This window comes from Pseudomonas taeanensis MS-3 (genome assembly GCF_000498575.2).
GTDB classification, from domain to species: Bacteria; Pseudomonadota; Gammaproteobacteria; order Pseudomonadales; family Pseudomonadaceae; genus Aquipseudomonas; species Aquipseudomonas taeanensis.
Genome location: NZ_AWSQ01000004.1, coordinates 214,859 through 238,761 on the forward strand (window position 1 = coordinate 214,859; position 23,903 = coordinate 238,761).

A 23,903-nucleotide genomic window follows, 5' to 3' on the forward strand; every position below is an offset into this window, starting at 1 on the left:
TTGCTCAGCGAGCGGTGAATCTACCCTGACTCACCGTTCGACCAGCCAGCTGCCTCACTATTTAGCCATTAAAAACGCTCCACATCCGGGCGCAAATCCAACTCGAATGTCCAGGCCGAGCGGTCTTGCTGGATCAGATGCAGATAGCTGGCAGCGATGGCCTCGGCCTTTAGACAACTACTCTCATCCTCGCCTGCCACACCTATCACGCCGTCGAGAATCACGTGCGCCACATGAATGCCCTGGGGCCCCAGTTCGCGGGCCATGGCCTGAGCCAGGCCGCGCTGGGCAAATTTGCTGGAGCCGAAGGCGGCAAAACGAGCGCCTGGCTTCACCGCCGAGGTGGCGCCGGTGAAGATCACCGTGCCGCCGCCGCGCTGTTGCATGCGGGGCACAGCCTGCTGGGCGCAGAGAAAGGCGCCCAGGCAATTGACCCGCCACAGAGTCTCGAAGTCGGCGGCCTTGGTGTCCACTAGGGATTGGCAAAGGAAGGCACCCGCCGTGTAGACCAGCACCTCGGGCACGCCGAGATCAGCCTCGATGGCATCGTAGGCTTGACTCAACGCGACCTCGTCGCTCAGGTCGCAGGTGAACAGCTGCATCACGCCACCAGTATTGCCAATCTCTTGAGCGAGGTGTTCGCCGACCTCCCGACTGCGGGCCAGGCCGGCCACCGCATAGCCTTGCGCGGCAAGTTTGCGGCAGACGGCAGCACTCAGGCCGGGACCGACCCCGGCGACCACGGCAACGGCTCGCTGGTTATTCATGGTTAGCCTCCTTCGCACGTTATGGATTTAGCGGTTGGAGCCTGTCAGCAAATACGCCCACCGCTGAAGGCCTGGCCCTTGGGAATGTCGCGGTACTCGGCGAAGACCTGTTCGAGCGGCACCGCCAGGGCCTCCGCGACCACGCTGGATGTAGCACGCAGCACCGCCGCCTTGAGTTCACCCGTGCGCCCTTCCAGGGCGGTGATCGAGATCAGCGGCGCGGCCCGCCCGGCTTCCGACGCGCTCCAGATGCACTCGCCCTCGGCGTAGGTTCCGGGCGCAACCGGCTGGAAGATCGCCCAGCAATAATCCTGGGGAATTCCCAGCGCATCGGCCGCCGCCGCGGTGCAGCGGGTCAACAACTGGCCAATATTGCAGCTCGCGGGGGCGATGGCCTGGATTCGAATGGTCGGCATTCAGCTTACTCCTGTTGGGTTGATTGAAATCACTGTGTACGCCCCTGCACGTACGGCGCATGGGCGGTCAGGCCACCGTCCAGCACGAACAGCTGGCCGCTGGCGAAAGAGGCCTCGTCCGAGGCCAGCCAGGTCGCCAGGTTGGCGATGTCCTGCGGCTGGCCGAGGCGACCGACCGGATGCTGGGCGATCACCGCCTGTTCAGCCGCGGCCGGGTCCGCCTGGCTCTTCAGGTAGGCATCCATCATTTCGGTGCGAATCCAGCCCGGGCAGATGGCGTTGCAGCGAATGCCCACGGCGCCGTAGTCCACGGCGATGGCCTTGCTCAGGGCATGCACGCCGCCCTTGGAGGCGCAGTAGGCGGCCAGGTCCGGATCGGCGGCGAAGCCGTCATAGGAGCCGATATTGAGAATGACCCCGCCGCCGGCCTGGGTCATGGGCGCCAGCGCGGCCTTGGCGCAGAGAAACACGCCCTTGAGGTTGATGCCCATCAACCAGTCCCACTCGGCCTCGCTGGTCTCGCCGATGGGCTTCTCCAGCTGCACGCCGGCGCTGTTGACCAGCACATCCAGGCGCCCGCAACGCTCGAGAGTGAAGTCCACCAGCGCCTGCACGTCCTCGGCCTTGGCCACATCGGTACGGCAGAACAGCGGGTTGCCGCCGACCCACGGCAAATCGGCTTCGCTGCGTCCGGCCACCACCACCTGCGCGCCCTCGGCCAGGAAACGTTCGGCGATGGCCCGGCCGATGCCGCGGGTACCGCCTGTGACGATCGCCACCTTGCCAGCCAGCCTGCCGTTCATCTCAGCCTCCCGGGCTCAATAGCCGCGAACCGGATCGTAGATGGGGAACGGCGGCTCCCCTGCCTCTACGCGCTTGATGTTGTCAGCCATCAGCCTTGCCGCCGAGTGGGCATAGTTGATGCCGGCGATATGCGGGGTGACGAAGACCTTGGGATGCCCCCACAGCGGACTTTCCGCCGCCAGCGGCTCGCTGCGAAACACATCTAGGGCAGCAGCTTCGAGGTGGCCGCTGTCCAGCGCCTCGATCAGATCGTTTTCGACCAGAATAGGCCCGCGGCTGATGTTGATCACGCAGGCGCCCGCCGGCAGCTGGGCGAAACGCTCGGCATTCAGCAGGTTCTCGGTGGCCGGGGTCAGCGGCAGTACGTTGATCAGGATGTCGGTCTGTTGCAGAAATGCAGCCAAGCTCTCGTCGCCCTGGTAAAACTCGACACCCTCGACATTGACCGGATCGCGCCCCCAGCCGGAGACCGAGAAACCCAGATCACGCACGAACTTCGCCGCTACCGCACCCATAGCCCCCATACCGAGAAAACCCACGCGCCGCTGCGCGGGATCGCGATGGGGATGGCGGCGCCAGAGTTTCTTCGGCTGGTCCTGCTGGTAGAGATGGTAGTTGCGATGAAAATGAATCACCCAGTGCACGGCGTGCATGGCCATGTCCCGGACCACCAGGTCGTCCACCAAGCGCACGATAGGCACTCCGGCAGGCAGCTCAGGATCGCGAATGATGTGCTCGACGCCGGCACCGAAGGACAGGATCGCCTTGAGGTTCGGGTAATGACGCAAATCACCTACGGGGTGCATCCACAGGGCGACAAACTCGATCTCGGCCGGATCGCCGACGTCGGGAAAGACCCGGAAGTCCAGGTCAGGAAGATGCTTGGCGAATTCGCGGCGCCAGGACTCGGGGTCGGCGCCTGCGTAACTGAACAGCAATGCCATGGTGGCCTCCACTAAAGAATATGGGGTGGGTCAGCGCACGCGGAAACGATCCACGGCATCGACATCGAAGCTGAAGCCCAGTCCTGGACGCTGGGGGATGGCAATCAGACCGTCCTTGATTTCCATTTTTTCCCGGTACAGCGGCGAGAACCAGGACACGTGCTCGACCGAGATGCAGTTGGGCGCCGAGCCGGCGATGCTCAGGCTCTGCTCGGTGAAGATATGGGTGGAGATCGGCATATTGTGGGCCGCGGCCAGGCTGGCCGTGCGGCGAAACTCGGTAAGCCCGCCGATGCGCTGCAGGTCCGGCATGAGGATATCCGCAGCCTTGGCGTCAATCATCGCGCGTATACCATGGCGGGTGTATTCGGTTTCGCCCGAAGCGATCGGCACGTCCAGCGCCGCCGCCACGGCGGCATGACCCGCATGATCGTAGGAGGCCACCGGCTCCTCGAACCAGCCCAGATTGAAGGGCTCCAACATCCGCCCCAGACGAATCGCCTGATGGGGGGCGAAGGCCTGGTTGCCGTCGGCCAGCAACTCGATGTCCGGGCCAATGGCTTCGCGCACCGCGGCCACACGCGCCACGTCCTCCTCCATGCGCGGCTTACCCAGGCGAATCTTCATCGAGCGGAAGCCCTGGGCCATGAAGCCCCTGGCCTCCTCGACCAACTCATCGATTGTCTGCGACAACCACAGGCCACTGCTGGCGTAGGCCTTGACCGAGTCGCGATAGGCACCGAACAGCTTGTACACCGGCTGCCCCGCCGCCTTGCCGATCAGGTCCCAGCAGGCCGTGTCCAGCGCCGACATCGCGCCGATGGTGATGCCCTCGTGGCCGATGGGATTGATCTCGCGCCACATGCCGTCCCACATCCGCTCCACGTAATGCGGGTCCTGGCCTACCACGTGGTGGGCCAGGCTCTTGATCATGTCGTCGAAGACACTCAGGCGTGAGGTGTTCAGGGTGAAGATGTAGTTCTCACCAGTAAGCCCGGTATCGGTTTCCAGATAGACCAATACGCAGCCAACCGAGCGTGTCTCATGGATGGCCGTGATCAACGGCTTCTCCAGAGGCACCTCGACTTGCACGGTTCGCAGATTCGTAATCTTCATTTGCACTGTTCCCGATTCACTTAATTTGAGCGCCTCGCTGAGGCTCGACACAGGCCACGCAGCGGGAACGGACTTGATTAATACGCCGCTCATCGACATGGGCCACTGCTTGCGGTGATCAGCATATGTCTCTTGATGATGGTTGACAATCATCAATTATCGATTTACAAAGATAACCAGCTGCAACACTAATTGGTCTGCACCGGGTGTAGCGCCGACAACCTCCTAACTTCGGAGCGGGCAATGAAGATCACGCGTATCTCGATCTATCGGAAGAACCTCAGCTATGGGAGCGGTGCCTTCGCCTGGGGGCGTGGCAACGTGATTGAGTCGAGCTCTTCTACTGTGGTGGTGATCGACACCGATGCCGGCCTAAGCGGCGTCGGTGAGTTCTGCCCCTGCGGCGAGAACTATATGGTGGCGCACAGTGAGGGAACTGAAGCCGCAGCGCGCCTGCTGGCGCCGCGTTTGTTGGGCGAGGACCCACGCCAAGTAGCACGCATCGAACGCCTGATGGACCACTGCATCCTGGGCCACGGTTATGCCAAGGCCGCCTTCGATAGCGCCTGCTGGGACCTCCTGGGCAAAGCCACCGGACAGCCGGTGTGGATGCTGCTCGGCGGCAAGTTGACCGATGGCGCACCCATGTATCGCTCCGCGCCTCAGGGTCAGGCGCAACAGATGGCAAGCGATCTCGAACGCCTACGCGGTAGCGGTTACCGTCAGTTTCAGATCAAGGTGGGTAACGACTGGAAGGCCGACGTAGAGCGCATTCGTGCGGTAGTACCACTGCTGCAGGGCAGTGAAAAGGCCATCGCCGATGCCAACCAAGGCTGGTTCATGGACGAAGCCATTCAAGTGGCCCGCGCGACCCGCGGTCTGGACTACATCATCGAGCAGCCTTGCCACAGCTACGAGGAGTGTCTGCAGGTACGGCGCTACTTTGACCAGCCGATGAAGTTGGACGAGTGCATCACCGACCTGCGCATGGCCGAACGGGTAGTGGCCGACCGCGCCTTCGAATACGTCTGTCTGAAACTGTCCAAGCAGGGCGGCCTGTCCAAGGCCAGGCGCATGCGCGACTACTTGATCGACCACCGTATCAAGGTGGTCAGCGAAGACACCTGGGGCGGCGAGATCGCCACCGCAGCAGTGGCACACTTCGCTGCCTCGACACCAGCTGAATTCCTCCTCAACACCACCGACCTGCACAGCTACAACAATGAGCGCACCGGTTACCCGGCGCCCCGCGTAGCGGACGGCAAACTCTATGCCAGCGACACCCCAGGCCTGGGCGTGGAGGCTGACCTCGACTCACTCGGCGCTCCAGTCGCCGTGTACGGACAACAAGCATGACCACTAACACGCCATTGTCCGTTCGCAGGCTACTGCAAGGGTGGCGCAGAACACGACGACGAACGAGACACTGGCCCATCAGCTGCAGATCCGCCGCTCACACATAAACGTTATTCATAAGTATCCATGGGTTCATTTCGCACCCACGAAATCGGCCCATCGATCGTTAATTGCAAACCTTAAATAAGTACAAGAGGTGAACCATGAGCAAGCCCGTCAAAACCCTCACCACGCTAGCAGCCTGCATTCTGGCTGCCACTACGCTATCGGCTCACGCCAACTGTGAGTTCGGCGAGACCATCCAGATCGCCGACATGAGCTGGGCCTCGGCATCGACGATTGCCCATGTGGAGTCGAAGATTCTCGAACACGGTTTCGGCTGCAAGACCGAACTCATCCCGGGCGAGACCGTCACCACCGCTACCACCATGGTCAAGAAGGGCCGCCCGCATATCGCGCCGGAGCTGTGGAGCAGCAACGCCAAGAAACTGCTCGAGGAAGGCGAGGAAAAAGGCACTGCCTACGTTGCCGGCAGCGTGTTCACTGGGGGCGGCATCGATGCCTGGTGGGTACCCAAGTACGTGATCGAGCAGCACCCCGACATCAAATCGGTGGAAGACCTGGCCCGCTACAGCGAGCTGTTCCAGGCCTCAGGCTCGGACAAGGGGCGCTTCTACAACAGCATTCCCGGCTGGTCCAGCGAGGCACGCAGCACCAACCTGATGCACGCTTATGGCCTGGATAAGAATTTCGATGTGTTCTCGGCCGGTTCCGGCGCGGCCCTGGATGCGGCCATCGTGTCGAACTACAAGCGCAAGAAGCCGATTTTCTTCTTCTACTGGGCCCCCTCGGCCATTCTCGGCAAGTACGACATGGTCAAGCTGGACATGAAGCCTTATGACGCGGCCAATGACTCCTGCAACGCCGAGCCCAACTGCAAAACGCCGGTGACCAGCGGCTTCCCGGTAGTCGCAGTGAATACCCTGGTGGCGAGCAAAATCAAAGACAAGGCCCCCTCCATCTATCAGTTCCTCAGCAAGGTGCAGTTCGAGAACGACACGGTGAACAAGCTGCTCGCCTGGGGTGAGGACAACAGCGCCGATCCGGAGCAAACCGCCGAGTACTTCCTCAAGAACCATCAGGCCGTCTGGACCACCTGGGTGCCGAAGGACGTCGCCGACAAAGTCATCGCCAAGCTCAACTAACCACCGAATGTCAGGCGCGACCGCAGTCGCGCCCGGCTGAAAAGAGGTCCTTACCCCATGTTTCCAGAAATGATAGACCCCCGCGTTTTCAGGGGCGTCGTCGATGATTCCATCGAGCAGTTCGTCATCCAGTGGGCGACCTCCCTCGAGGAGTTCTTCTATCCCTTTCTACAGCTGCTGAACTTCTTCGAGTCGGTGTTACTGAATAGCCCATGGTGGCTGGTGGTGGGCGTGGTGTCCGCCGCCGCCTACGCCAGCGCCCGCAAACTCTCGCTGGCGGCCTTGATCGCCGTGGCCATGCTCGCCATCGGTTTTCTCGGGCTCTGGGAAGACGGCATGCGCACCCTGGCACTGATGCTCGTCTGCACTCTGGTAGCCACCGCCGTCGGCGTACCGCTGGGCATCCTGATGTCCTGGTCCAATCGCTTCCGCGCAGTGATGCTGCCGGTGCTGGACATCATGCAGACCATGCCCAGCTTCGTTTATCTGATCCCGGCGATCATGCTGTTCGGCCCGGGCAAGATCCCCGCGGTGCTGGCCACCGTGGTCTACGCCGTGCCGCCGCTGATTCGTTTGACCGATCTGGGCATTCGCCAGGTCGACGACGAGATCATAGAAGCGGCCCAATCCTTCGGCGCCAACCGCATGCAGAAGTTGTTCTGGGTGCAAATCCCGCTCGCGCTGCCGAGCATCATGGCCGGCATCAACCAGGCCACGATGATGGCACTGTCGATGGTGGTGATCGCCTCGATGATCGGTGCCCAGGGCCTCGGATTCCAAGTCTTGCAGGGCATCACGCGCCTGGAAGTCGGACGCGGCCTGATGGCAGGTCTCGCCATCGTTCTCCTGGCTGTGGTCTTCGACCGTATCACCCAGGCCTTTGGCAAACGCGCCCAGGCCCACCTGCACACCAACAGCTGATTGGGTACGACTATGAGCAGCAACTACAAGATCGAAATCAAGAACATCTACAAGGTGTTCGGCGCGGACCCGAGCGCCGCCATTGCCAAGATCAAGGGCGGCGCCAGCAAGAGTGAGATCCTCAAGCAGACCGGCAACGTGGTCGGTCTCAATGACGTCTCGATGGCCATCGAGGCCGGGCATATCCATGTGATCATGGGCCTGTCCGGCTCGGGGAAGTCGACCCTGATCCGCCACTTCAACCGTCTGATTGAACCAACCAGCGGCCAGGTCATAGTCGACGGCCAGGACGTGCTTAAGTTCAGCAAGAAGGAGCTCGAGCACTATCGCCGCAACAAGGTCAGCATGGTGTTCCAACGTTTCGGCCTGTGCCCTCATGAAACCGTGCTGGCGAATGCCGCCTTCGGCCTCAAGGTACAGGGTGTGCCCCGCGCCGAGCGTGAGGAAAAGGCCCGTTACTGGCTGGAGCAAGTCGGCCTGGCCGGGGTCGAAAAGCACTACCCGCGCCAGCTCTCCGGCGGTATGCAGCAGCGCGTCGGCCTGGCCCGAGCGCTGGTCAACGATCCCGACATCCTGCTGATGGATGAAGCCTTCAGCGCCCTCGATCCGCTGATCAAGAGTGAGATGCAGGATCAGCTGCTGCAGCTGCAAAAGAAGCTCAACAAGACCATCGTGTTCATCACCCACGACCTCGACGAGGCGCTGAAGATCGGCGACCGCATCGCCATCCTCAAAGACGGCGAGCTGGTCCAGCAGGGCACTGCGTCCGACATCCTGATGCGCCCGGCCGACGATTACGTCAAGGACTTCATCGGTGGGGTCAATCGCTACAAGGCGATCCGCGTCAGCCACCTGCTGCGCAAGGTGCCACTGGCCATGGTCAAAGGCGGCGAAACCTTTGCCGACGCGCGCCCGGCCCCCACCGGTACGGTGCGCGTGAACCAGCCCCTGGAAGAGGTGATGCCGCTGCTCATGGGCACCGACAGCAGCCTGGCAGTGCACAACGATGAAGGTGTGCTGGTTGGCCATCTGGACAAGGCCGAGGTCATGAAGGCGCTCTATCACTGAAAGCCCACGCCGACTGCAACTCACAAACGCCGTGCGCGCCCGACCTCTCGCCGGAAGCGCACGGACATGCCTATCGCAATGCCTGGCTTTAACCACAGAGGATTCGCCCGCCCCTTTCTAGCTAACCCCGCAACACCACCCATGAAACTGCAAACAACAACAACAAGAGGTGAACATGAGTACATTCGCAACAAAATTCCCAGTCCTGCTAGCCGGCCTACTCTCGGCTGCCTCCGTTACTGCGCAGGCCAAATGCCCGGTCGATGGTGCTATCCAGATTGCCGACATGAGCTGGGCATCGGCGTCAGCAATCGCCCAGATCGAGTCGAAGATTCTCCAGCTAGGCTACGACTGCAAGACCGAGCTGATCCCCGGCGAAACCGTCACCACCGCCACCACCATGGTCAAGAAAGGTCGCCCGCACATCGCCCCTGAAGTATGGAGCAGCAACATCGCCACGCTGCTGGACGAAGGCGTGCAGAGTGGCACCGTGAGCATTGCCGGCAAGGTCTTCGCTGGCGGCGGCATGGACGCCTGGTGGGTGCCCAAGTACGTGGTCGAGCAGTACCCCGATATCAAATCCGTCCAGGACATGGCCCGCTACAGCCATCTGTTCAAGAGCACAGGTTCGGACAAGGGACGTTTCTACAACAGCCTGCCCGGCTGGTCCAATGAAACCAGAAGCACAAACCTGTTCCATGGTTATGGCCTGGACAAGCAGTACGAACTCTACTCGGCGGGCTCTGGGGCCGCGCTGGATTCGGCGATCGCCTCCAACTACAAGCGTAAGAAGCCGGTGTTCTTCTACTACTGGGCGCCCTCGGCCATTCTCGGCAAGTACGACATGGTCAAGCTGGACATGAACGCTTATGACCCGGCCAACGACAGCTGCAACACCCAAGCCGACTGCAAGACGCCGATCGCCGGCGGCTATCCGGTGGTGGACGTCAACACCCTGGTCGTTAGCAAAATCAAGGACGGCGCGCCTGAACTTTACCAGTTCCTCAGCAAGGTCAGCTTCGAGAATGACACCGTGAACAAGCTGCTGGCCTGGGGCGAGGACAACAAGGCCGAGCCCAAGGAAGTCGCCGAGCACTTCTTGAAAAATCACCAGGACATCTGGACGACCTGGGTTCCGCAGGACGTTGCCGACAAGGTCATTTCCCGCCTCGAATAACACCGAACAATAGGCGCGACCACGGTCGCGCCTTCCTGCTCCACTGCCGGGCAAGGGCAAATTCGCGCCGCAAAGCTGCTCGCAACTCGGCCAGCCTCCGCTATCGATGCCAATCCAACCCTCCCCATACTCTCGTGGCTGTGATCTGATACCTGATAGTTCTCGATGCCGAGCTGCTCTCCGAATAAGCGCCTGCTGTCCGCTATGACTCGTCGCAGCGCCTGGTCTCGGAACCACAATCATCCGAACTGGCGTTCACCAACTAATCGTACAGGCCACTTGCGATGGACCCGACACTGGTCTGCCTATTGCGAATTTATGGCTGAGTGCCACTGCAGTTTGCTTCGCTGAGGCTCTCCGCTAGCGTAGGCTGCTCAGGCACCTCACTCGCCTGACCAACCGTGGTCTCCTGAACCATAGTCATCACGACCTGGGAGGCGCCAGAGCCAATAGGCACACAGAGCCCCTGCTCATCCAACGGCACGGCGCTGCGCCGAGTCATGCGGTACAGGGCGAAGACGCCGATGGCGGCATGTACCATAGCCAAATACCAGAAGAAACCATCGGGCCCCACGCCACCCATGACAGCAGCCGCCAGGCTCGGGCCTAAGGCCGCGCCTATGCCAAACGCCAGCACCAGATTGCTGCTGGCCGCGACCATCTGTCGAGGCTCAAGCGCATCGTTGGTATGAGCGATGCACAAGGAATACATGGGAAACGCCAGACCTCCGAAGAGAAACGCCACGGCCAGCTGGCCCGCTGCCGAAACCTCTGCGATCGCCACACCCACCAACGCAGTCAGCGCTGCCAGGCCCGTTACGACGAAGATGACCTTGCGCCTGTCGAGTCTGTCGGACAGTTTGCCAATTGGCCACTGCAGCACCACCCCACCGATAAACACCAGGCCCATGAATAAGGAGATTCGGCTCAGCGACAGTCCCATCTGCTGGGCATAGATGACCCCCATACCCAGCATCGCGCCAATCGACATGCCGGTGCCCATGCAGCCGAGGATGCCCAGGGGCGAACTGCGATAGAGCTGAAGCAGGCTCATGTGCTCGGGCGCGGCAAAGCTCGGTGCCGGCGTCGCGCTCAGCAGTAGCGGCAGCAGCGCCAGGGAGACCAGCACTGAAATCAGAATGAACAGCTCAAAACTGCCAGGATCGGCCAGGTTCAGCAGCAGCTGTCCACAGGCCATGGCTCCGGTGGTGATGACCATATAGAGCGACAACAGTTGCCCGCGGTTGGCGTTGCTGGCGCTGTCATTGAGCCAGCTCTCGGCGACGATGAACAAACCGGCGATACAGAAGCCAGTGACCAGGCGCATACCGAACCACAGCCAGGGATCGATGAACACCGAATGGATCAACACCATGCTCGACGCCAGCGAGGCCAGCGCCGCAAACACGCGAATATGCCCGACCTGCGCCACTATCCTTGGGGTCAACGTCGAACCTGCGAGGAAGCCGATGAAGTAGCCGGTCATCAGGATCCCGGTGAACTGCGTGGAAAAGCCTTCCAAGGAGGCGCGCAAGCCAATCAACGAGCCCTGCAGGCCGTTCCCCAGCATCAGCAGGCCCATGCTCAGCAGCAGTGCGCCCGTAGTCCTGAACATTGAATTCATCGCCCCTCCTGTTCGCCGGACTCGCCGCCGCATGGGATAAAAAAAGCCCTGGAGTCTATCCAGGGCTAAAAGCACCGAGGTGCCACTATGTCATCAGTTCGCGGGCCGCTGCCGTCCCGCCAGCGCCGCGGGACTAGCCCCGCAGCGATTTGTCATTAGCCTGCTCCAGCAGTTTGACCGCCATCAGGTGCGGCGCCTTGCCGCCGAACTGGTCGACGGCCTGCTCGTAGATCTTCTCGACCTGCTCGCACATCGGCAGCTCGGCCGAGACCTGTCCCGCCAACTCCAGAGTCAGGCGCATGTCCTTAAGGGCCAGGCCTAACTCGAAAGTCGGGTCGTAGTCACCGTTGAGGATGCTCGGGCCGTAGCGGTCGGCAACGTAGCTGCGGCCGGTGCTGTTCTGGATAATTGCCAGCATCTTGTCCGCCGGCACACCGCCTTTGACGCCGAGCATCAGGGCCTCCGACAGTGCCACCGAGTGCAGGTAGCAGAGCACCACCTGGGCGATCTTGGCGACATAACCAGCGCCCGCTTCACCCAGGTAGTCGATACGTTTGCCGATCGCGGCGAAGATCGGCTGGCAGAGTTCGAAGGTCGCCTGATCGCCACCCACCAGCACGGTCAGGGTGCCCGCCGCTGCACCTTCGGCGCCGCCGGAGATGGGCGCATCGAGGGTGCGTATCTGTTTTTCCGCGGCCAGGGCACGCACTTCGCGCCAGACCTCGAGGTTGTTGGTGCTCAGCTCAATCCAGATCGCGCCCTGACGCATATGCGCGATCAACCCGTCCGCCGCGCCGGCGACCTGCTTGATGATGGCCGGCGAAGGCAGCGAGGTCATCACCACGTCGGCCTCGCTAATGGCCGCCTCGATGCTATCGGCCCAGTGCGCGCCAGCCTCCACCAGAGCCAGGGATTTGTTGCGGTCGACGTCATGAACGGTCAGGTCGAAGCCGCCCTTGACGAGATTGGCGGCCATCGGCGCACCCATGTTACCCAGACCAATAAACGCGATTTTCATCAGGTGCTCTCTCCCGTATCAGACAGTCGATTGTTTGCGAAATGTGCTTGCGCCTATGGCATAGAAGCCGCCGGTCACCACCAACGCGGCGCCGACCAGGGTCCATGCATCGGGGAACTCCCCGAACACCAGCAAGCCGATGAACATCGCGAACACCAGCAAGCTGTAATTAAAGGGCTGCAGAACCCCTGCCGGGGCATACTCCAACGCCTTGACCAACAGCAGGTGAGCAAACACTCCGCTCACCGACAGAACTCCCATCAATCCCCACTCGCCGGGACTGGGTGCCTGCCACACCGGCAGGCCGAAAATTGTGGACGCCACAGCACCGACAGCCGCCATATACAGCATGTTGGTGGTGAAGCCGTCCTCACGACTGACCAGACGGGTAACCAGGTTGTAGACTGCGAACGCCAATGCCGCCGATAGCGGAATCAGCGCCGCCGACTCGAACAAGTCCAGGCCCGGGCGCAAGATAATCAAGGTGCCGAGAAAGCCCACCGCCGCCGCCAGCCAGCGTCGCAGCCCGATAAACTCGCCCAGCACCACCCCAGCCAACGCCATGGCCAGCAGCGGAAACACCGCGAACAGCGCGTGGCTTTCGGCCAGCCCCAGGTAGCGCAGACCCAGAGCGAAGATGGCGATCTCGCCGACCGACAGCAGCGAACGCAGCAACTGCAACCAGGGGTGGCGGGTTCTGGCCGCCGCTACGATCCCGCCGCGCCAGTGGGCATAGCCCAAGGCAAAGGCCAGGAACAGCCAGTAGCGCAGCATGAGGAACTGGGCCACGGCGAACTCCTGCACCAGCACCTTGGTGATGGCGTCCTGACTGGCGAACACCAGCATCGCCAGCAGGCACAGGCCGATGCCGCGCCGCACGGTCGCCTCCGCTCCGGCAGGCGGGGCTTTTGCTGCTGCTTCGTTCACCTATGAGCCCTCCCGCGATTGCTGCGCTCGACTTGCGGCCTGCAGTTTACCGGCCGCCTATCGGTAGGCGTCCCTGAAGCCGAGCCGGGGCGGCCCGTCCTTCACTGACGCGGGTAGAGGGTTTCCGTATGACCGTCCACACCGACGATCTGTCCCGAGACATGTCGGCCGTAGTCGGAGCAGAGGAAGCAGATCATGTCGGCGATCTCTTCCGGATCGACGTAGCACTGCATGGACACACCAATGCCATACAAGCGGCGGACTTCTTCGGGGTCGATGCCTTCGGCTTCGGCATGGGCCTTGATCACCCGCTCCATGCGCTCGCCGTTGACGTTGCCTGGGACTATGCCGTTGACCCGGATATTGTCCTGACCCAGCTCCATGGCCAGGGTCTTGGTGAAACCGGTGACCGCCCATTTCGCCGCTACATAGGGGCTGCGGTTGGGGAAGCCGAGGATACCCGCCGCCGACACCAGGTTGATGATCACCCCGTGCTGTTGCTTGCGGAAGGTCGGTACCGCACGACGCGCGCAATAGAACTGCGAGTCGATGCACACGCTCATGCAGGCGCGCCACTCCTCATTGGTGACATCCTCAACCGGCTTGGTCGGTCCGCCAATACCGGCGTTGTTGACCAGAATGTCGAGACCGCCAGGCAGGAACTCATCGAACATGGCGTCCACCGCATCCGGGTTAGACACGTCGGAAACGAAAGTCGTGATGCCATCGGGCAAGGTCGACAGCGCTTCGGCATCGACGTCGCAGGTGAACACCTGGGCGCCGAGCTTGTGCATGGCCAAGGCAGTGGCACGACCCATGCCAGCGCCACCAGCGGTAATGAAGGCGCGCTTACCTTTCAACGAAACCTGCATTAGAGACTCCTATTTATTGTTGTCGACTCAAGGCTGATCAGTACTTGTAGGACGGATCGATCCGGTCGATCTGGCGCAGCAGGGCCGGCCATTCGTATTTGCCCGGCACGAAGGCGGCGTACTGCTGCGCAGCTTTCTCCCACATCTCCGGCTTGGTTTCGGCCAGCGGCAGGCCGGTAGCGCAGACCTGCAACATGTTGGCGCAGGCGCGCACCAGGTAATGCATGTTCATGAAGGCTTCGCCGGCGGTCTCGCCCACGGTCAGGAAGCCGTGATTGCGCATGATCAGGCACTTGTTGTTACCCATGTTCTCGGCGATGCGCAGGCTCTCGTCGGTGTCTACCGACAGCCCTTCCCACTCGTGGTAGCCGATCTTGCCGTAGAGCATCGAGGAGTCCTGCACCAGGTGCACCACGTCGCGAATCGCGGTGGCGGCCAGGCCGGCCGGGGCATGGGAGTGGAACACGAATTTGGCATTCGGGATGTTCAGGTGGATGCCGCGGTGAATGACGAAACCGGCGGTGTTCACCTCGGGCGGGCCGTCCAGCACGTTGCCGTGCTCGTCGATCTTGATCAGATTGGACGCAGTGATCTCGGTGTTGTGCAGACCGAAATGGTTCATCAGGAAGTGGTGGTCGGTGCCCGGCACCCGCGCGGTGATATGGTTCCAGACGATATCGTCGTAACCGTACACATTCGCCAGGCGATGCATTGCCGCCAGGTCGACACGAACATTCCACTCGTCTTGGGTAAAGCGCGGCTTGGCCGAAGTGGCCCCTTCAAACTCTGCCATCGTTACATCCTCCGCTGGTTGTCACTGCTCATGGGTTCCGCACGCGTTCGGCGGCATGGGCAAAAACTACCATCATGGTTAATGGTTGACAATCATTTATTAACAAACGATTGCAAGCCCGTCTCATGACACGCACCCGATAGCACCTAACATGATTAAAGGTGCTGAGCTCCGCTGAGGAAATGGCCAATATAGGACGAGTCTGTCGTATCAGTTCGTCCTAGAGACATGATGTCTTGGGTAGCACAACTGTGGTTCAGCCCTACCCTTGTGATTCCGGCCTGAGGCTCCTAGGCGGAACCCTGGCTATCGCCAAATGGGTCTGCACCATCGCGTACGCCGCCGACCAACATGATTTGCGTCAAAGGGCGGCAATGACTAAAGAGTCCGGCTGCAGTTTATTAGGCACAAGAGCTGTTTTTGGCACTTGCCAACGGTACGTTAACGGTTCCTCTGCTAGTTGCGGATGACTGTTCCTGGCCGCTTTCGCCCTTGGTCATTAGCGCAGGTCGCCACATGACAGACGCGCCACACCCCAGCAGTTTCTGCAAAGCCCTCACTCGCCAAGCGAGTCAGTCGCCTACCGATCACCTTGACGAAGTTTTCACACAGACGCGTGCAAGGTAGTGCGCGCCGCAGACAGTCCCCACTGACAACGAATGGGGACCCGCGCAGCGGCCTAACTCTCTGGTTCTATCTACGCTCGTCCTGAGCGACCAAGGTAACTGAACGATGAACAAACGGCAGTTCTTCGGCGTGTTGACGCTTCTCTGCGGCAGCAGCCTGACCTGGCAAACCCAAGCCGCCCCCCTGTTTTCCTGGGAACGCCTCAGCGATGCAAGCGTACGCGCCGCCCGCGAGCCGAGTACCTGGGCGCCCCTGGCGGCCGCCACGGTGATTGCCGGTGGTCATTGGGATAAGCAGTGGCAGCGCTCGGCGGGCAAGCATCAATACGTTTTCGGGCAGGACGCCGAGGACATGAGCAACTCACTGCTGGGCGCCAGCACCCTGCTCTATGGCGTCAGCATGCTGATGGCCGCTCCGCCCGACCAGGACCTGGGCGAGGCCCTGGAGTGGAAGGCCAGCAACGTCGGCGTCCTGCTGGCCGATAAGGCCCTGGTGGATGGCCTAGTCGGCGAATGGAAAACCCGCTCCGGGCGTGACCGACCGGACGGCGTGGCAGATGATTCATTTCCCTCCAAGCACAGTGCGACTACCGCCACTCAAACCACCCTGACCCGGCGCAACCTGGACTACATCGACATGAATCCCGGGATGCGCCAACTGGCCAAGGTCGGTCTCTATGGCATCGATGGCCTGACCGGCATTGCGCGCATCGAAGCGGATAAGCACTACCCGACCGACATACTGGTGGGCATGGCGCTGGGAAACTTCCTGGCTAACTTCAGCTATAACCTGTTCCTCGAACAACCCGCGCCCGAGTCATACAGCTTCTCTTTACTGCCCACCCAAGAGGGCTTGACGCTTAATACCCGGTTGAGTTTTTGAGCCGAACAACTGCCGCAATGAGCCTAGCCGGGCGACAGGCCATGCTCACTCAGCCACGCCGGGTTGAACAAACGGCGCATGTAGAGCCCGCCACGGTCGCACAGCAGGGTCACCACCCTATGTCCGGGGCCCAGTTCGCGCGCGACCCGCACGGCGGCGACCAGGTTGATGCCGGAGGAGCCGCCGAGGAATAGACCCTCCTCGCGTAACAGGCGATAGACCATGTTCACGCAGCTCTGGTCATCGACCTGCACCGCACTGTCGATCGGCGTGCCCTCCAGATTGGCGGTTATCCGGGTGGTGCCTATGCCTTCGGTGATGGAGCTGCCCTCAGCCTGCAGCTCACCGCTCAGCACCCAGTGATAAAGCGCGCTACCCATGGGGTCGGCGAGGACGATACGCACCTTGGGGTTACGTTCCTTGAGGTAGCGCGCGACGCCGGCCAGCGTGCCACCGGTGCCCGTGGCGCAGACGAAGGCGTCCACCTGACCCAGGGTGTCGTGCCAGATCTCCGGCCCGGTGCTGGCGTAGTGAGCCTGGCGGTTGGCCAGGTTGTCGAACTGGTTGGCCCAGATCGCCCCAGGCAGTTCGTGGGCCAGGCGGCCGGCGATCTTCTGATAGTTGTCCGGGTCCCGGTAGGGTTTCGGCGGTACCGGGCGCACTTCGGCGCCGAGCACGCGCAGCAGTTCCAGCTTCTCCAGCGATTGGTTGTCGGGAATCACGATGATGCAGCGGTAACCGCGTGTGGCGCAGATGTGCGCGAGGCCGATGCCGGTATTGCCGGCAGTCCCCTCGACCACGATGCCGCCGGGACGGAGTACGCCACGCTTCTCGGCGTCGAGCACGATGGACAGGGCGGCGCGGTCCTTCACCGAACCGCCGGGGTTGAGAAACTCGGCCTTGCCGAGAATCTCGCAACCGGTCTCGCGGCTGAGCCGCTCGAGGCGGATCAACGGGGTGTTGCCAATGCTGCCGATAAAACCTTCACGGATGTCCATGCCGCACCTCCATCAGGCGCACGGGGGAAATGCCGTTTTCACTGATTCAGTCTAGCGCCTGAGCGGCGAATGGCACGCCGCACCGGTCGGGGCGCATGGGAGCAAGCGACTACCACCCCCTGCTCAGCACAGATCCTGCCCTAACGATCGATCACCTGCTCACGCATCGGTGCCAGTCGCGCCAGCAGGCGGTTTTGCGCTGTCACCGCAATGCCCTGCTGGTCCATGGCGTCCTGCAGGTTCTCCACCAGGGCATTGAAGTCGCTCGGGGTCAGCTGCTGACCCTTGTGGCTCTCTTCCATGCTGTCGCCGGTGTAGATGCAAGGGCCACCGGCTTCGACACAGATCTGCTCGACCAGTTTGTCGCGCAGACGGACGATATCGATGTCCTCGAAATGGCGGACGACGCGCCGGTCTCCGGCGATATTCAGCAACATGCCTTCGACGATACGGGTGATGCCCGGCTGCTCGCCCAAGTCCTGGTACAGACTAGCGTCTTGCGCCGGCTGCTGGGCGCAGGCAATCAAGCTCAACAGCGCTGCTTGAGCCAGCGCGAGAGGCAGAAAGCGCATGCTTAGAAACTCCCCTGTACGGACAGATAGGCGCCGTTTTGCTTATCCAGCGTGGCGATTTCGCCGAGGCGGGCATAGGCCAGCACCACGGCCAGGTGCTTGTTGGGAAAATAGCCGACGAACAGATCGGCCCAGTCGCTTTCCCCGGCGAAGCTGAGATTGTCCGGTTTCTCGCGGTATTCCACACCCACCACCCAGTCACGATCGAACAGCACGGCAACCGAACCCTCCTTGAGCACCGAGCGCGTGTCACGCCGATCCCCGCCGAAGCCGAGCAGACCCAGCTCATTGGCCCGACTGTAACGCACGCCGCCATTGAGCAACAAGTTGTAGCCGAAGGCGCCGCCGAGAATCAGCCGACTGGCGCTGAGGTAACCCTCGGTGTCTTCACTGCGCTTGGCGCCGACCAGACTGGGGATGAGGAAATCCTTCTGTCTCTTGTGCTGAATGCCGAGTGACACCTGCGGCAACTGGTCGTAGATCAGGTCGCCGAACAGGCGGACTTTCACCCCGAACACATCCTGACTCAGGCTGTTTTCCGGCAGGCTCAGATTGCGCGCCAGATTGCCCAGGTCGAAGCGCTGGCGGGCATAGGAAAACTCCACGCGGTTATCGAAGGAGGCCGCGAGCCCGGCGACATCCAGGCGGTAATCGGCGGTTTCGACACGGGTTGCGAACACGTCGGCGCCCCACTCGCCACGCTCGCCATAACCGGCCAATACCGCCCAGGGCGTGATACCGCCACCGGCTGCGCCCTCTAGACTGCTCGCCCCACCCGTTGCCAGCAAACGGCCCTGACCGGCAGAGGCCAGACCAGCCAACAGACTGAATAGAGCGACAGCGATCAGTTGCGGATAACGCATAGACTCAATGCACCAATGAAACGGCAGAAGTTAATGGCTGTGCGAGCCAGGCCTCGAATGCCTTGGCCGCCAGCGGTCGACTGATCAGGTAGCCCTGGGCGGTGTCGCACTGCCAGCGCTCGAGCAGACGCAGGCTGCGCTCGTACTCGACGCCCTCGGCGACCACCTTGAGGCCGAGACTGTGGCTCATTTCTATGGTCGAGCGGACGATCACCGCATCTTCGCTGGCGTCGTCCAGGTCACGAATAAAGGACTGGTCGATCTTCAGTTCCTGCACCGGCATACGCTTGAGCTGGGCCAGTGAGGAGTAGCCGGTGCCGAAATCGTCGACCGACAGACTGATGCCACAGTCACGCAGGCTGTGCAGCACTTGCAAGGCGACTTGCGGATTGAGCATCACCCCGCTTTCGGTGATCTCGAAGATCAGTTGCGCCGCCGGCACCTGGTACTGGTTCAACAAGTGCTCGACTCGAGCCGGCAACTCGGAGTCGAGCAAATCTTCCGTGGAAATGTTCAGCGAGACCTGGACCTTCAGGCCTCGGCCGTTCCACTCGCGCAATTGACGCAAGACCTCTTCGATCACCCAACTGGTCAGCAGTTGGATGCTGCCGGTGCGCTCGGCCAAGGGAATGAATTCACCCGGTGAGACCATGCCCAACTGCGGGTGCTGCCAGCGCAACAGGGCTTCAGCCTGGCGAACGGTGCCGCCGCGAATATCCAGCTTCGGTTGGTAATGCAGGAGCAACTCGCCCTGCGCCGGCGCCCGGGGCAGATCGCGAATCAAGCTGATTTGCCGCTGCTGGGCTGCGTCACGGCCCTGCTGATAGACCTGCACACGGCCAGGCAACTTCGCCGCGTCCTGCATGACGATGCTCGCGCGTCGCAGCAGATCGTCCGGAGTCAAGCCATCGGCCGGATAGGCCACAATGCCGATGCGACAATCCAGAGCGACATCCACGGTACCGATACGCAACGGTTTGATCAGCAGTTGATGGAGTTTGTCGGCGGTCGCAACGGCACTGTCACTGTTGGTATTTTCCAGCAGCAGGAGGAATTCGTCGGCCACCAGACGCGCCAGGCTGTCACCGGGTCGCAAGGTCGCCTGCAAGCGTCGGCTGAGTTGCTGCAAGGCCAGATCGCCGCCGCCGGGACCACAATTTTCATTCACCGCGCGCAGGTTGCCGACGCCCAGATATAGCACCGCCATCGGCCGCTCGGCGGTAATTGCACTGCCCAGCCGCTCCAGCGCCAGGGTGCGATTGGGCAGCCCGGTCAGCGGGTCATGCAGGGCATTGTGGGCCAGCTGCCGCTCACGTTCGGCGATGCCCTGCTGCATGGCGTTGAACGCTGTGGCCAGGCGGCCCAGTTCGTCGCTGCGCTTGAGTTCCAGCGGCACCTGATAATCGCCCTGACCGACCCGCTCGGCGACCCTGGCCAGCAGTCGCACGGGCTGAGACACGTTGCGCGCCAACAGCAGCGCACCGCCCAGTGAAGCCAGCAGCGCGGCCAGGGCGATCAACAGAATATCTTCGTAGAGTGGCGCAAAAGCCTGCTGCGCTTGCGTCAGTGACTTGTGCAGCAGCGCCTGGACCTGAAAGCCCTCACCGCTGGCCAGCACCAACTGCCGACCGAGATAACTCTGCTCGCCCAACCTCAGCATGCCGCTGCGCGTGGGTGGACCGGCGCTCATGTCTTGCTGCAACTGCTGCTGGTTCGGGGCGGGCAAGGTGCTGACCCAGATCGCCGGCAAGTTGTTCTGGCTGGCCACCAGGGTCAACTCCAGATGGGTCAGCTCGCGCAACTCGTGGGCAAAGGTCTGGTCGACCTGAAAGCCCATCATCACCCGGGCAATCGGCAAAGGCGCGCTGACCGTCGCTTCCACCAGTAGGTAGAGCTTGTCGGCGATCGGCATCAGGAATACCTGCACGCCCTCGCGCTGACGTTGCCTGACCTGCGCACTCAAACGCGCGACGGTCTGCTCGGTGATGCGGCTGTCGGTACTCACCTGGAGACGGTCATCGAGCCCCAGCAGCATCACCACACCGGCATTGATCCGCGCCCCATGGTTGGCCAGAGCCGAACCGATGGTCGCGGTATCGCCACTGGCCACCGCGGCCTTGAAGCCAAAGTCGGCGGCCAGCACCTGCACGGCATCGTGCAATTGCCGCCCACGCACGTCCAGCAGCTGCTCGAATACCCGGGTACCAATTTCCAGCTGCTCACCGGCCTGGCTGCGGACGGCGGCATTGGTGGCGGTCTGCACGGAGAAATACAGCGCCCCGACCACGACTGCCAGCAGCAGGATCAGAACACTGGCGATCCGCGCCTGAAAACTACTGCGCAGAGTCACGCGTGGCTTTCCTGAAGGCATCGGCGAACGCGCTCGGTGGCGCGGTGGCAGGCGCAACATTACTCGGCGCCTGCATGGCCAGGGTGAAACGCTGCTGCGCGCCGGGCTCACCCAGCACCAGTTCGGCGCCGGTCTGCGGCAACATCTCGGGAATCTGCGGATGCCACAGACTCACCGCATAGCGCCCTGCCGGTAGCTGATCGAGGCTGATCTTGCCCGCCTCGTCACTCACCGCGAACCAGGGGTCATCGGTGACATAGACGTAGCCGATCATCCAGTCGTGGATATTGCAGCCGAGCACCACCACCCCTGGCTTGTCGAACAGCACCGGCTCGCTCGGCGTGCCCTGATACAGACGCAGCTCGAAGCGCTTGGCCGGGGAAAATGAGTAGACGTGGTGGCGGATGTTGTCGCTATTCGGGAAGGGCACCAAGGTGCCCGTGCGCACCACCAGCACATTGGGCACGAACTGCTTAGCCTGTTGGTCCATCAGCGCATTCGACCGTTCGGCTTCGGCCCCCAAAGGGCCGCGCAAGGTCACTACCGCGTTGGCCAACGGCTGACCTTGGGTGTCGACCAGCTCAGCTTGCAGGTTGGCCGCCCACAGCGTCGGACTGGCTGCGCACATACAGCCGAACAGCAAGGTCCGTAGCGGGTAGAGGAAATGCTTTGTCATGCGGCTCTCTTGTGCTCGGCGCAGAGCGCGACACTTGGACGGAATACATGCCTGCCTGGCAACCTGGTACTGCAGTGGGCATCAGCTTAGCTGGCTATACGGGGAAGATCACGCCTTTGCCCGCGATAGCCCGCCGCTCAACCGATTGGGCGCGAGCGTGGCATGGCCTTGCAGAAGGTGGCGCGCGATACGCTATTGCGCGATACGCAGACGTTTTGGGGTCAGCCCCAGGTAGCGGCGCATGGCCGTGGTCAGCGCGCTCTGGCTGGAGAAACCGCACTCCTCGGCGATCCGGATCAGCGCCAGGTCACTCTCGCGCAGCAACCGCGCGGCGCGATCGAGACGGGTTTTCAACAAATACTGGTGTGGCGTCAGGCCGACGCTGTCCTTGAACTGCACATGGAAATGACTGGGGCTGAGGCAGGCCACCTGGGCCAGTTCGGCGACGCTGATACGGCGCACCAGGTGTTCGCAGATATAGGCATCCAGCCGCTCCAGATCGAGCGGGCCGTGATTGCGACTGGACTGCTCACCAAACAGGCGCAAATGCAGCGCGCGCAACAAGACGCCACCGAGCGAGCGCGCGAGCATTGGATCACTGCCGTAACGCTCCAGCTCGGCGCCGGCATAATTCAGCAGATTCTGGAAATCGGCATCCAGTTGCGGGTAACGCGGCGTCTCGAACAGGTGAGTGAGCAGGTCCAGGTCTTCGCGCGAGGTGCCCTGCTCGTCCAGATCGACAATCAGCATGCGATTGTCGCCCATGCCGGCGAACTGGTGATCGGCATCGCCCGGTACCAGACAGGCGCGCATCCGACACACCTCACCGCCACGCCCATTGACCTCGAACTCCGCACGCCCCGCCAGCGACAGCACCAACTGGTGATGATCATGAGTGTGTTCGTGAGCCTGGTCATCCAGGCGAATCAGGCGGGCTTTGAACATTGCTTCGGCAACCCAAGGGTTAAATGCTGGCACTTTAACCGGTTGCCGTACAAAACAGCACCCTGTACGACAAGTGGGCTACGCGCCAGCTGCCCTGCACCATAACGGCCAAGCCTGGCAGCACCCGCCCAACAACAGGGCGTCGATCATCGTCAGCCTCGCCATCCGCAACGCCACAGCGGGCTTCCAGCCTGCTGGCAGGAGAGTTGCAACTCACAGACTCTGCCCATCCCACTGCCTCGAGGAGTCACCCTATGGAGCTCGCTATCGCCCTGGCGTTGGCCTTGGCGCTATTACTGCTTGGCCAGTGGTTGACGCGCCGCGCCACGCGACGCCATCGGCAGGCACTCAGCCAGCTGCAACACAGCACGCTGCAACGCGCCGTGGCACTGCTGCAAACCCTGCAGAAGCATCGCGGCCTGGGCGCACAACAGGACCTCGCCAATGTCAGTCAGCGCAACGGCCTGGCCCGCGAGCTCGATCAGCTCTGGCTGAACTGGCCAGGTGCAAGCCTGCAATTGGCACCCTTGCAACAGGACTGGCCGCAACTGCGGCGCAATCCCGCCGACTTCGCCGCGCACTGCGGCATGATCGAAGGCCTGCTGACGGTCATCGAACAGCTCGAAGACCGCCTGTGCCTGTCCGACCAACCCGCACTGCGCGGCCTTGGCCAGGCCTGTCGCAGCCTCGAAGACCTGGCGCGGCTGCGTGGTCTGGCGGTACGCGCCGCTAACTACACGCGCTGCCCGGCCGGCCTGCAGATGCAGATGCGCGAACTCTACCGGCGTTGCACTGGCCCGCTGACCACAGAGCCACTACAGCCCCTGCTACAACGCCTGCAAATGGAGTTGATCGACGCGCCACAAGCGGCTTTGACACCGAGCGACTGCTTCGCCCTGCTCACCCCGTTAATCGACGCGCGGATGCAGAATTTGCGCCTGTCACTGACCAGTGCCGCGGAGAACTGATTGAAAAACCTCGT

Annotated in this window: 22 protein-coding genes and 1 pseudogene; 7 read left to right on the forward strand and 16 right to left on the reverse strand. The window is 62.0% G+C overall.

Translation table 11 applies throughout. The features are described 5' to 3' along the window. Positions 1 to 68: 68 nt before the first annotated feature. From TMS3_RS14660 to TMS3_RS14680, 5 genes are read right to left on the reverse strand one after another with little or no spacing between them, the layout of a single operon-like run. The gene (locus TMS3_RS14660; protein WP_025166031.1) at positions 69 to 767 is read right to left on the reverse strand and encodes an SDR family NAD(P)-dependent oxidoreductase; all 699 of its coding nucleotides are present in this window, start codon (positions 765 to 767) and stop codon (positions 69 to 71) included. Positions 768 to 811: 44 nt separating this feature from the next. After that, complete coding sequence (locus TMS3_RS14665) at positions 812 to 1,183, reverse strand: tautomerase family protein (RefSeq protein ID WP_025166032.1); 372 nt, start codon at positions 1,181 to 1,183, stop codon at positions 812 to 814. A 29-nt stretch (positions 1,184 to 1,212) separates the two neighbouring features. Next, the gene (locus TMS3_RS14670; protein WP_029866383.1) at positions 1,213 to 1,986 is read right to left on the reverse strand and encodes an SDR family NAD(P)-dependent oxidoreductase; all 774 of its coding nucleotides are present in this window, start codon (positions 1,984 to 1,986) and stop codon (positions 1,213 to 1,215) included. Positions 1,987 to 2,001: 15 nt separating this feature from the next. After that, positions 2,002 to 2,931, reverse strand: a complete 930-nt coding sequence (locus tag TMS3_RS14675; protein WP_025166034.1) for a 2-hydroxyacid dehydrogenase — start codon at positions 2,929 to 2,931, stop codon at positions 2,002 to 2,004. A 30-nt stretch (positions 2,932 to 2,961) separates the two neighbouring features. Continuing rightward, positions 2,962 to 4,047 carry a mandelate racemase/muconate lactonizing enzyme family protein gene (locus TMS3_RS14680; protein ID WP_025166035.1) on the reverse strand — a complete coding sequence of 362 codons (1,086 nt, stop codon included), beginning with the start codon at positions 4,045 to 4,047 and terminating at the stop codon, positions 2,962 to 2,964. A gap of 243 nt (positions 4,048 to 4,290) precedes the next feature. On the opposite strand from TMS3_RS14680, the gene TMS3_RS14685 reads away from it, so the two are divergent. From TMS3_RS14685 to TMS3_RS14705, 5 genes and pseudogenes are all read left to right on the forward strand, one after another. Further along, on the forward strand, positions 4,291 to 5,403 hold the full coding sequence (locus tag TMS3_RS14685) for a mandelate racemase/muconate lactonizing enzyme family protein (protein ID WP_025166036.1): 1,113 nt from the start codon (positions 4,291 to 4,293) through the stop codon (positions 5,401 to 5,403). Between the two features lie 203 nt (positions 5,404 to 5,606). Continuing rightward, the gene (locus tag TMS3_RS14690; protein ID WP_025166037.1) at positions 5,607 to 6,608 is read left to right on the forward strand and encodes an ABC transporter substrate-binding protein; all 1,002 of its coding nucleotides are present in this window, start codon (positions 5,607 to 5,609) and stop codon (positions 6,606 to 6,608) included. 309 nt (positions 6,609 to 6,917) lie between these two features. Next, positions 6,918 to 7,529 (forward strand): annotated as a pseudogene (locus tag TMS3_RS14695) (ABC transporter permease); the annotation flags it as partial. Positions 7,530 to 7,541: 12 nt separating this feature from the next. Further along, entirely contained in the window at positions 7,542 to 8,597 is a 1,056-nt protein-coding gene (locus tag TMS3_RS14700; protein ID WP_025166039.1) for a quaternary amine ABC transporter ATP-binding protein, read from the forward strand. A gap of 175 nt (positions 8,598 to 8,772) precedes the next feature. Further along, positions 8,773 to 9,774 (forward strand): ABC transporter substrate-binding protein, encoded by a 1,002-nt coding sequence (locus TMS3_RS14705; RefSeq protein WP_025166040.1) that lies wholly within the window; start codon positions 8,773 to 8,775, stop codon positions 9,772 to 9,774. Between the two features lie 316 nt (positions 9,775 to 10,090). Here TMS3_RS14705 and TMS3_RS14710 read toward each other — a convergent pair whose 3' ends face one another. The 5 genes from TMS3_RS14710 to TMS3_RS14730 form a co-directional block, all read right to left on the reverse strand. Next, complete coding sequence (locus tag TMS3_RS14710; RefSeq protein WP_025166041.1) at positions 10,091 to 11,398, reverse strand: MFS transporter; 1,308 nt, start codon at positions 11,396 to 11,398, stop codon at positions 10,091 to 10,093. A 133-nt stretch (positions 11,399 to 11,531) separates the two neighbouring features. Then, positions 11,532 to 12,416, reverse strand: a complete 885-nt coding sequence (locus TMS3_RS14715) for an NAD(P)-dependent oxidoreductase (RefSeq protein ID WP_025166042.1) — start codon at positions 12,414 to 12,416, stop codon at positions 11,532 to 11,534. Between the two features lie 18 nt (positions 12,417 to 12,434). Further along, positions 12,435 to 13,343 (reverse strand): DMT family transporter, encoded by a 909-nt coding sequence (locus TMS3_RS14720; protein ID WP_235576644.1) that lies wholly within the window; start codon positions 13,341 to 13,343, stop codon positions 12,435 to 12,437. A 101-nt stretch (positions 13,344 to 13,444) separates the two neighbouring features. After that, positions 13,445 to 14,215 (reverse strand): SDR family oxidoreductase, encoded by a 771-nt coding sequence (locus tag TMS3_RS14725; protein ID WP_025166044.1) that lies wholly within the window; start codon positions 14,213 to 14,215, stop codon positions 13,445 to 13,447. 37 nt (positions 14,216 to 14,252) lie between these two features. Continuing rightward, positions 14,253 to 15,008 carry a class II aldolase/adducin family protein gene (locus tag TMS3_RS14730; protein WP_025166045.1) on the reverse strand — a complete coding sequence of 252 codons (756 nt, stop codon included), beginning with the start codon at positions 15,006 to 15,008 and terminating at the stop codon, positions 14,253 to 14,255. 732 nt (positions 15,009 to 15,740) lie between these two features. Between TMS3_RS14730 and TMS3_RS14735 the strand changes: the two genes are divergently transcribed. Next, positions 15,741 to 16,517 carry a phosphatase PAP2 family protein gene (locus TMS3_RS14735; protein WP_025166046.1) on the forward strand — a complete coding sequence of 259 codons (777 nt, stop codon included), beginning with the start codon at positions 15,741 to 15,743 and terminating at the stop codon, positions 16,515 to 16,517. 23 nt (positions 16,518 to 16,540) lie between these two features. On the opposite strand, the gene TMS3_RS14740 is transcribed toward TMS3_RS14735, so the two are convergent. The 6 genes from TMS3_RS14740 to TMS3_RS14765 all read right to left on the reverse strand — a co-directional run bounded on the left by TMS3_RS14740 (position 16,541) and on the right by TMS3_RS14765 (position 22,921). Next, positions 16,541 to 17,515 carry a cysteine synthase A gene (locus TMS3_RS14740; RefSeq protein WP_025166047.1) on the reverse strand — a complete coding sequence of 325 codons (975 nt, stop codon included), beginning with the start codon at positions 17,513 to 17,515 and terminating at the stop codon, positions 16,541 to 16,543. A 140-nt stretch (positions 17,516 to 17,655) separates the two neighbouring features. Continuing rightward, on the reverse strand, positions 17,656 to 18,087 hold the full coding sequence (locus tag TMS3_RS14745) for a group I truncated hemoglobin (RefSeq protein ID WP_025166048.1): 432 nt from the start codon (positions 18,085 to 18,087) through the stop codon (positions 17,656 to 17,658). A gap of 2 nt (positions 18,088 to 18,089) precedes the next feature. Beyond that, the gene (locus TMS3_RS14750) at positions 18,090 to 18,950 is read right to left on the reverse strand and encodes a DUF3034 family protein (RefSeq protein WP_025166049.1); all 861 of its coding nucleotides are present in this window, start codon (positions 18,948 to 18,950) and stop codon (positions 18,090 to 18,092) included. A gap of 4 nt (positions 18,951 to 18,954) precedes the next feature. After that, positions 18,955 to 21,300, reverse strand: coding sequence for a putative bifunctional diguanylate cyclase/phosphodiesterase (locus TMS3_RS14755; protein WP_025166050.1), 2,346 nt, complete (start codon positions 21,298 to 21,300; stop codon positions 18,955 to 18,957). Further along, entirely contained in the window at positions 21,284 to 21,976 is a 693-nt protein-coding gene (locus TMS3_RS14760; RefSeq protein ID WP_025166051.1) for a methylamine utilization protein, read from the reverse strand. The genes TMS3_RS14755 and TMS3_RS14760 overlap by 17 nt, the downstream gene beginning before the upstream one ends. Positions 21,977 to 22,168: 192 nt before the next feature. After that, the gene (locus TMS3_RS14765) at positions 22,169 to 22,921 is read right to left on the reverse strand and encodes a helix-turn-helix transcriptional regulator (protein WP_025166052.1); all 753 of its coding nucleotides are present in this window, start codon (positions 22,919 to 22,921) and stop codon (positions 22,169 to 22,171) included. Positions 22,922 to 23,175: 254 nt separating this feature from the next. Here TMS3_RS14765 and TMS3_RS14770 point away from each other — a divergent pair, with 254 nt between their 5' ends. Continuing rightward, positions 23,176 to 23,889 (forward strand): hypothetical protein, encoded by a 714-nt coding sequence (locus TMS3_RS14770; RefSeq protein ID WP_025166053.1) that lies wholly within the window; start codon positions 23,176 to 23,178, stop codon positions 23,887 to 23,889. Positions 23,890 to 23,903 lie beyond the last annotated feature (14 nt).

What these genes read in the sequence shown, in the direction of transcription:
- TMS3_RS14760 (WP_025166051.1), bottom strand. Translation starts at nt 21,976, where the DNA reads ATGACAAAGCATTTCCTCTACCCGCTACGGACCTTGCTGTTCGGCTGT.
- TMS3_RS14665 (WP_025166032.1), bottom strand. Translation starts at nt 1,183, where the DNA reads ATGCCGACCATTCGAATCCAGGCCATCGCCCCCGCGAGCTGCAATATT.
- TMS3_RS14750 (WP_025166049.1), bottom strand. Translation starts at nt 18,950, where the DNA reads ATGCGTTATCCGCAACTGATCGCTGTCGCTCTATTCAGTCTGTTGGCT.
- TMS3_RS14715 (WP_025166042.1), bottom strand. Translation starts at nt 12,416, where the DNA reads ATGAAAATCGCGTTTATTGGTCTGGGTAACATGGGTGCGCCGATGGCC.
- TMS3_RS14660 (WP_025166031.1), bottom strand. Translation starts at nt 767, where the DNA reads ATGAATAACCAGCGAGCCGTTGCCGTGGTCGCCGGGGTCGGTCCCGGC.
- TMS3_RS14705 (WP_025166040.1), top strand. Translation starts at nt 8,773, where the DNA reads ATGAGTACATTCGCAACAAAATTCCCAGTCCTGCTAGCCGGCCTACTC.
- TMS3_RS14700 (WP_025166039.1), top strand. Translation starts at nt 7,542, where the DNA reads ATGAGCAGCAACTACAAGATCGAAATCAAGAACATCTACAAGGTGTTC.
- TMS3_RS14710 (WP_025166041.1), bottom strand. Translation starts at nt 11,398, where the DNA reads ATGAATTCAATGTTCAGGACTACGGGCGCACTGCTGCTGAGCATGGGC.
- TMS3_RS14670 (WP_029866383.1), bottom strand. Translation starts at nt 1,986, where the DNA reads ATGAACGGCAGGCTGGCTGGCAAGGTGGCGATCGTCACAGGCGGTACC.
- TMS3_RS14725 (WP_025166044.1), bottom strand. Translation starts at nt 14,215, where the DNA reads ATGCAGGTTTCGTTGAAAGGTAAGCGCGCCTTCATTACCGCTGGTGGC.
- TMS3_RS14690 (WP_025166037.1), top strand. Translation starts at nt 5,607, where the DNA reads ATGAGCAAGCCCGTCAAAACCCTCACCACGCTAGCAGCCTGCATTCTG.
- TMS3_RS14740 (WP_025166047.1), bottom strand. Translation starts at nt 17,515, where the DNA reads ATGGACATCCGTGAAGGTTTTATCGGCAGCATTGGCAACACCCCGTTG.
- TMS3_RS14745 (WP_025166048.1), bottom strand. Translation starts at nt 18,087, where the DNA reads ATGCGCTTTCTGCCTCTCGCGCTGGCTCAAGCAGCGCTGTTGAGCTTG.
- TMS3_RS14685 (WP_025166036.1), top strand. Translation starts at nt 4,291, where the DNA reads ATGAAGATCACGCGTATCTCGATCTATCGGAAGAACCTCAGCTATGGG.
- TMS3_RS14770 (WP_025166053.1), top strand. Translation starts at nt 23,176, where the DNA reads ATGGAGCTCGCTATCGCCCTGGCGTTGGCCTTGGCGCTATTACTGCTT.
- TMS3_RS14675 (WP_025166034.1), bottom strand. Translation starts at nt 2,931, where the DNA reads ATGGCATTGCTGTTCAGTTACGCAGGCGCCGACCCCGAGTCCTGGCGC.
- TMS3_RS14735 (WP_025166046.1), top strand. Translation starts at nt 15,741, where the DNA reads ATGAACAAACGGCAGTTCTTCGGCGTGTTGACGCTTCTCTGCGGCAGC.
- TMS3_RS14765 (WP_025166052.1), bottom strand. Translation starts at nt 22,921, where the DNA reads ATGTTCAAAGCCCGCCTGATTCGCCTGGATGACCAGGCTCACGAACAC.
- TMS3_RS14680 (WP_025166035.1), bottom strand. Translation starts at nt 4,047, where the DNA reads ATGAAGATTACGAATCTGCGAACCGTGCAAGTCGAGGTGCCTCTGGAG.
- TMS3_RS14730 (WP_025166045.1), bottom strand. Translation starts at nt 15,008, where the DNA reads ATGGCAGAGTTTGAAGGGGCCACTTCGGCCAAGCCGCGCTTTACCCAA.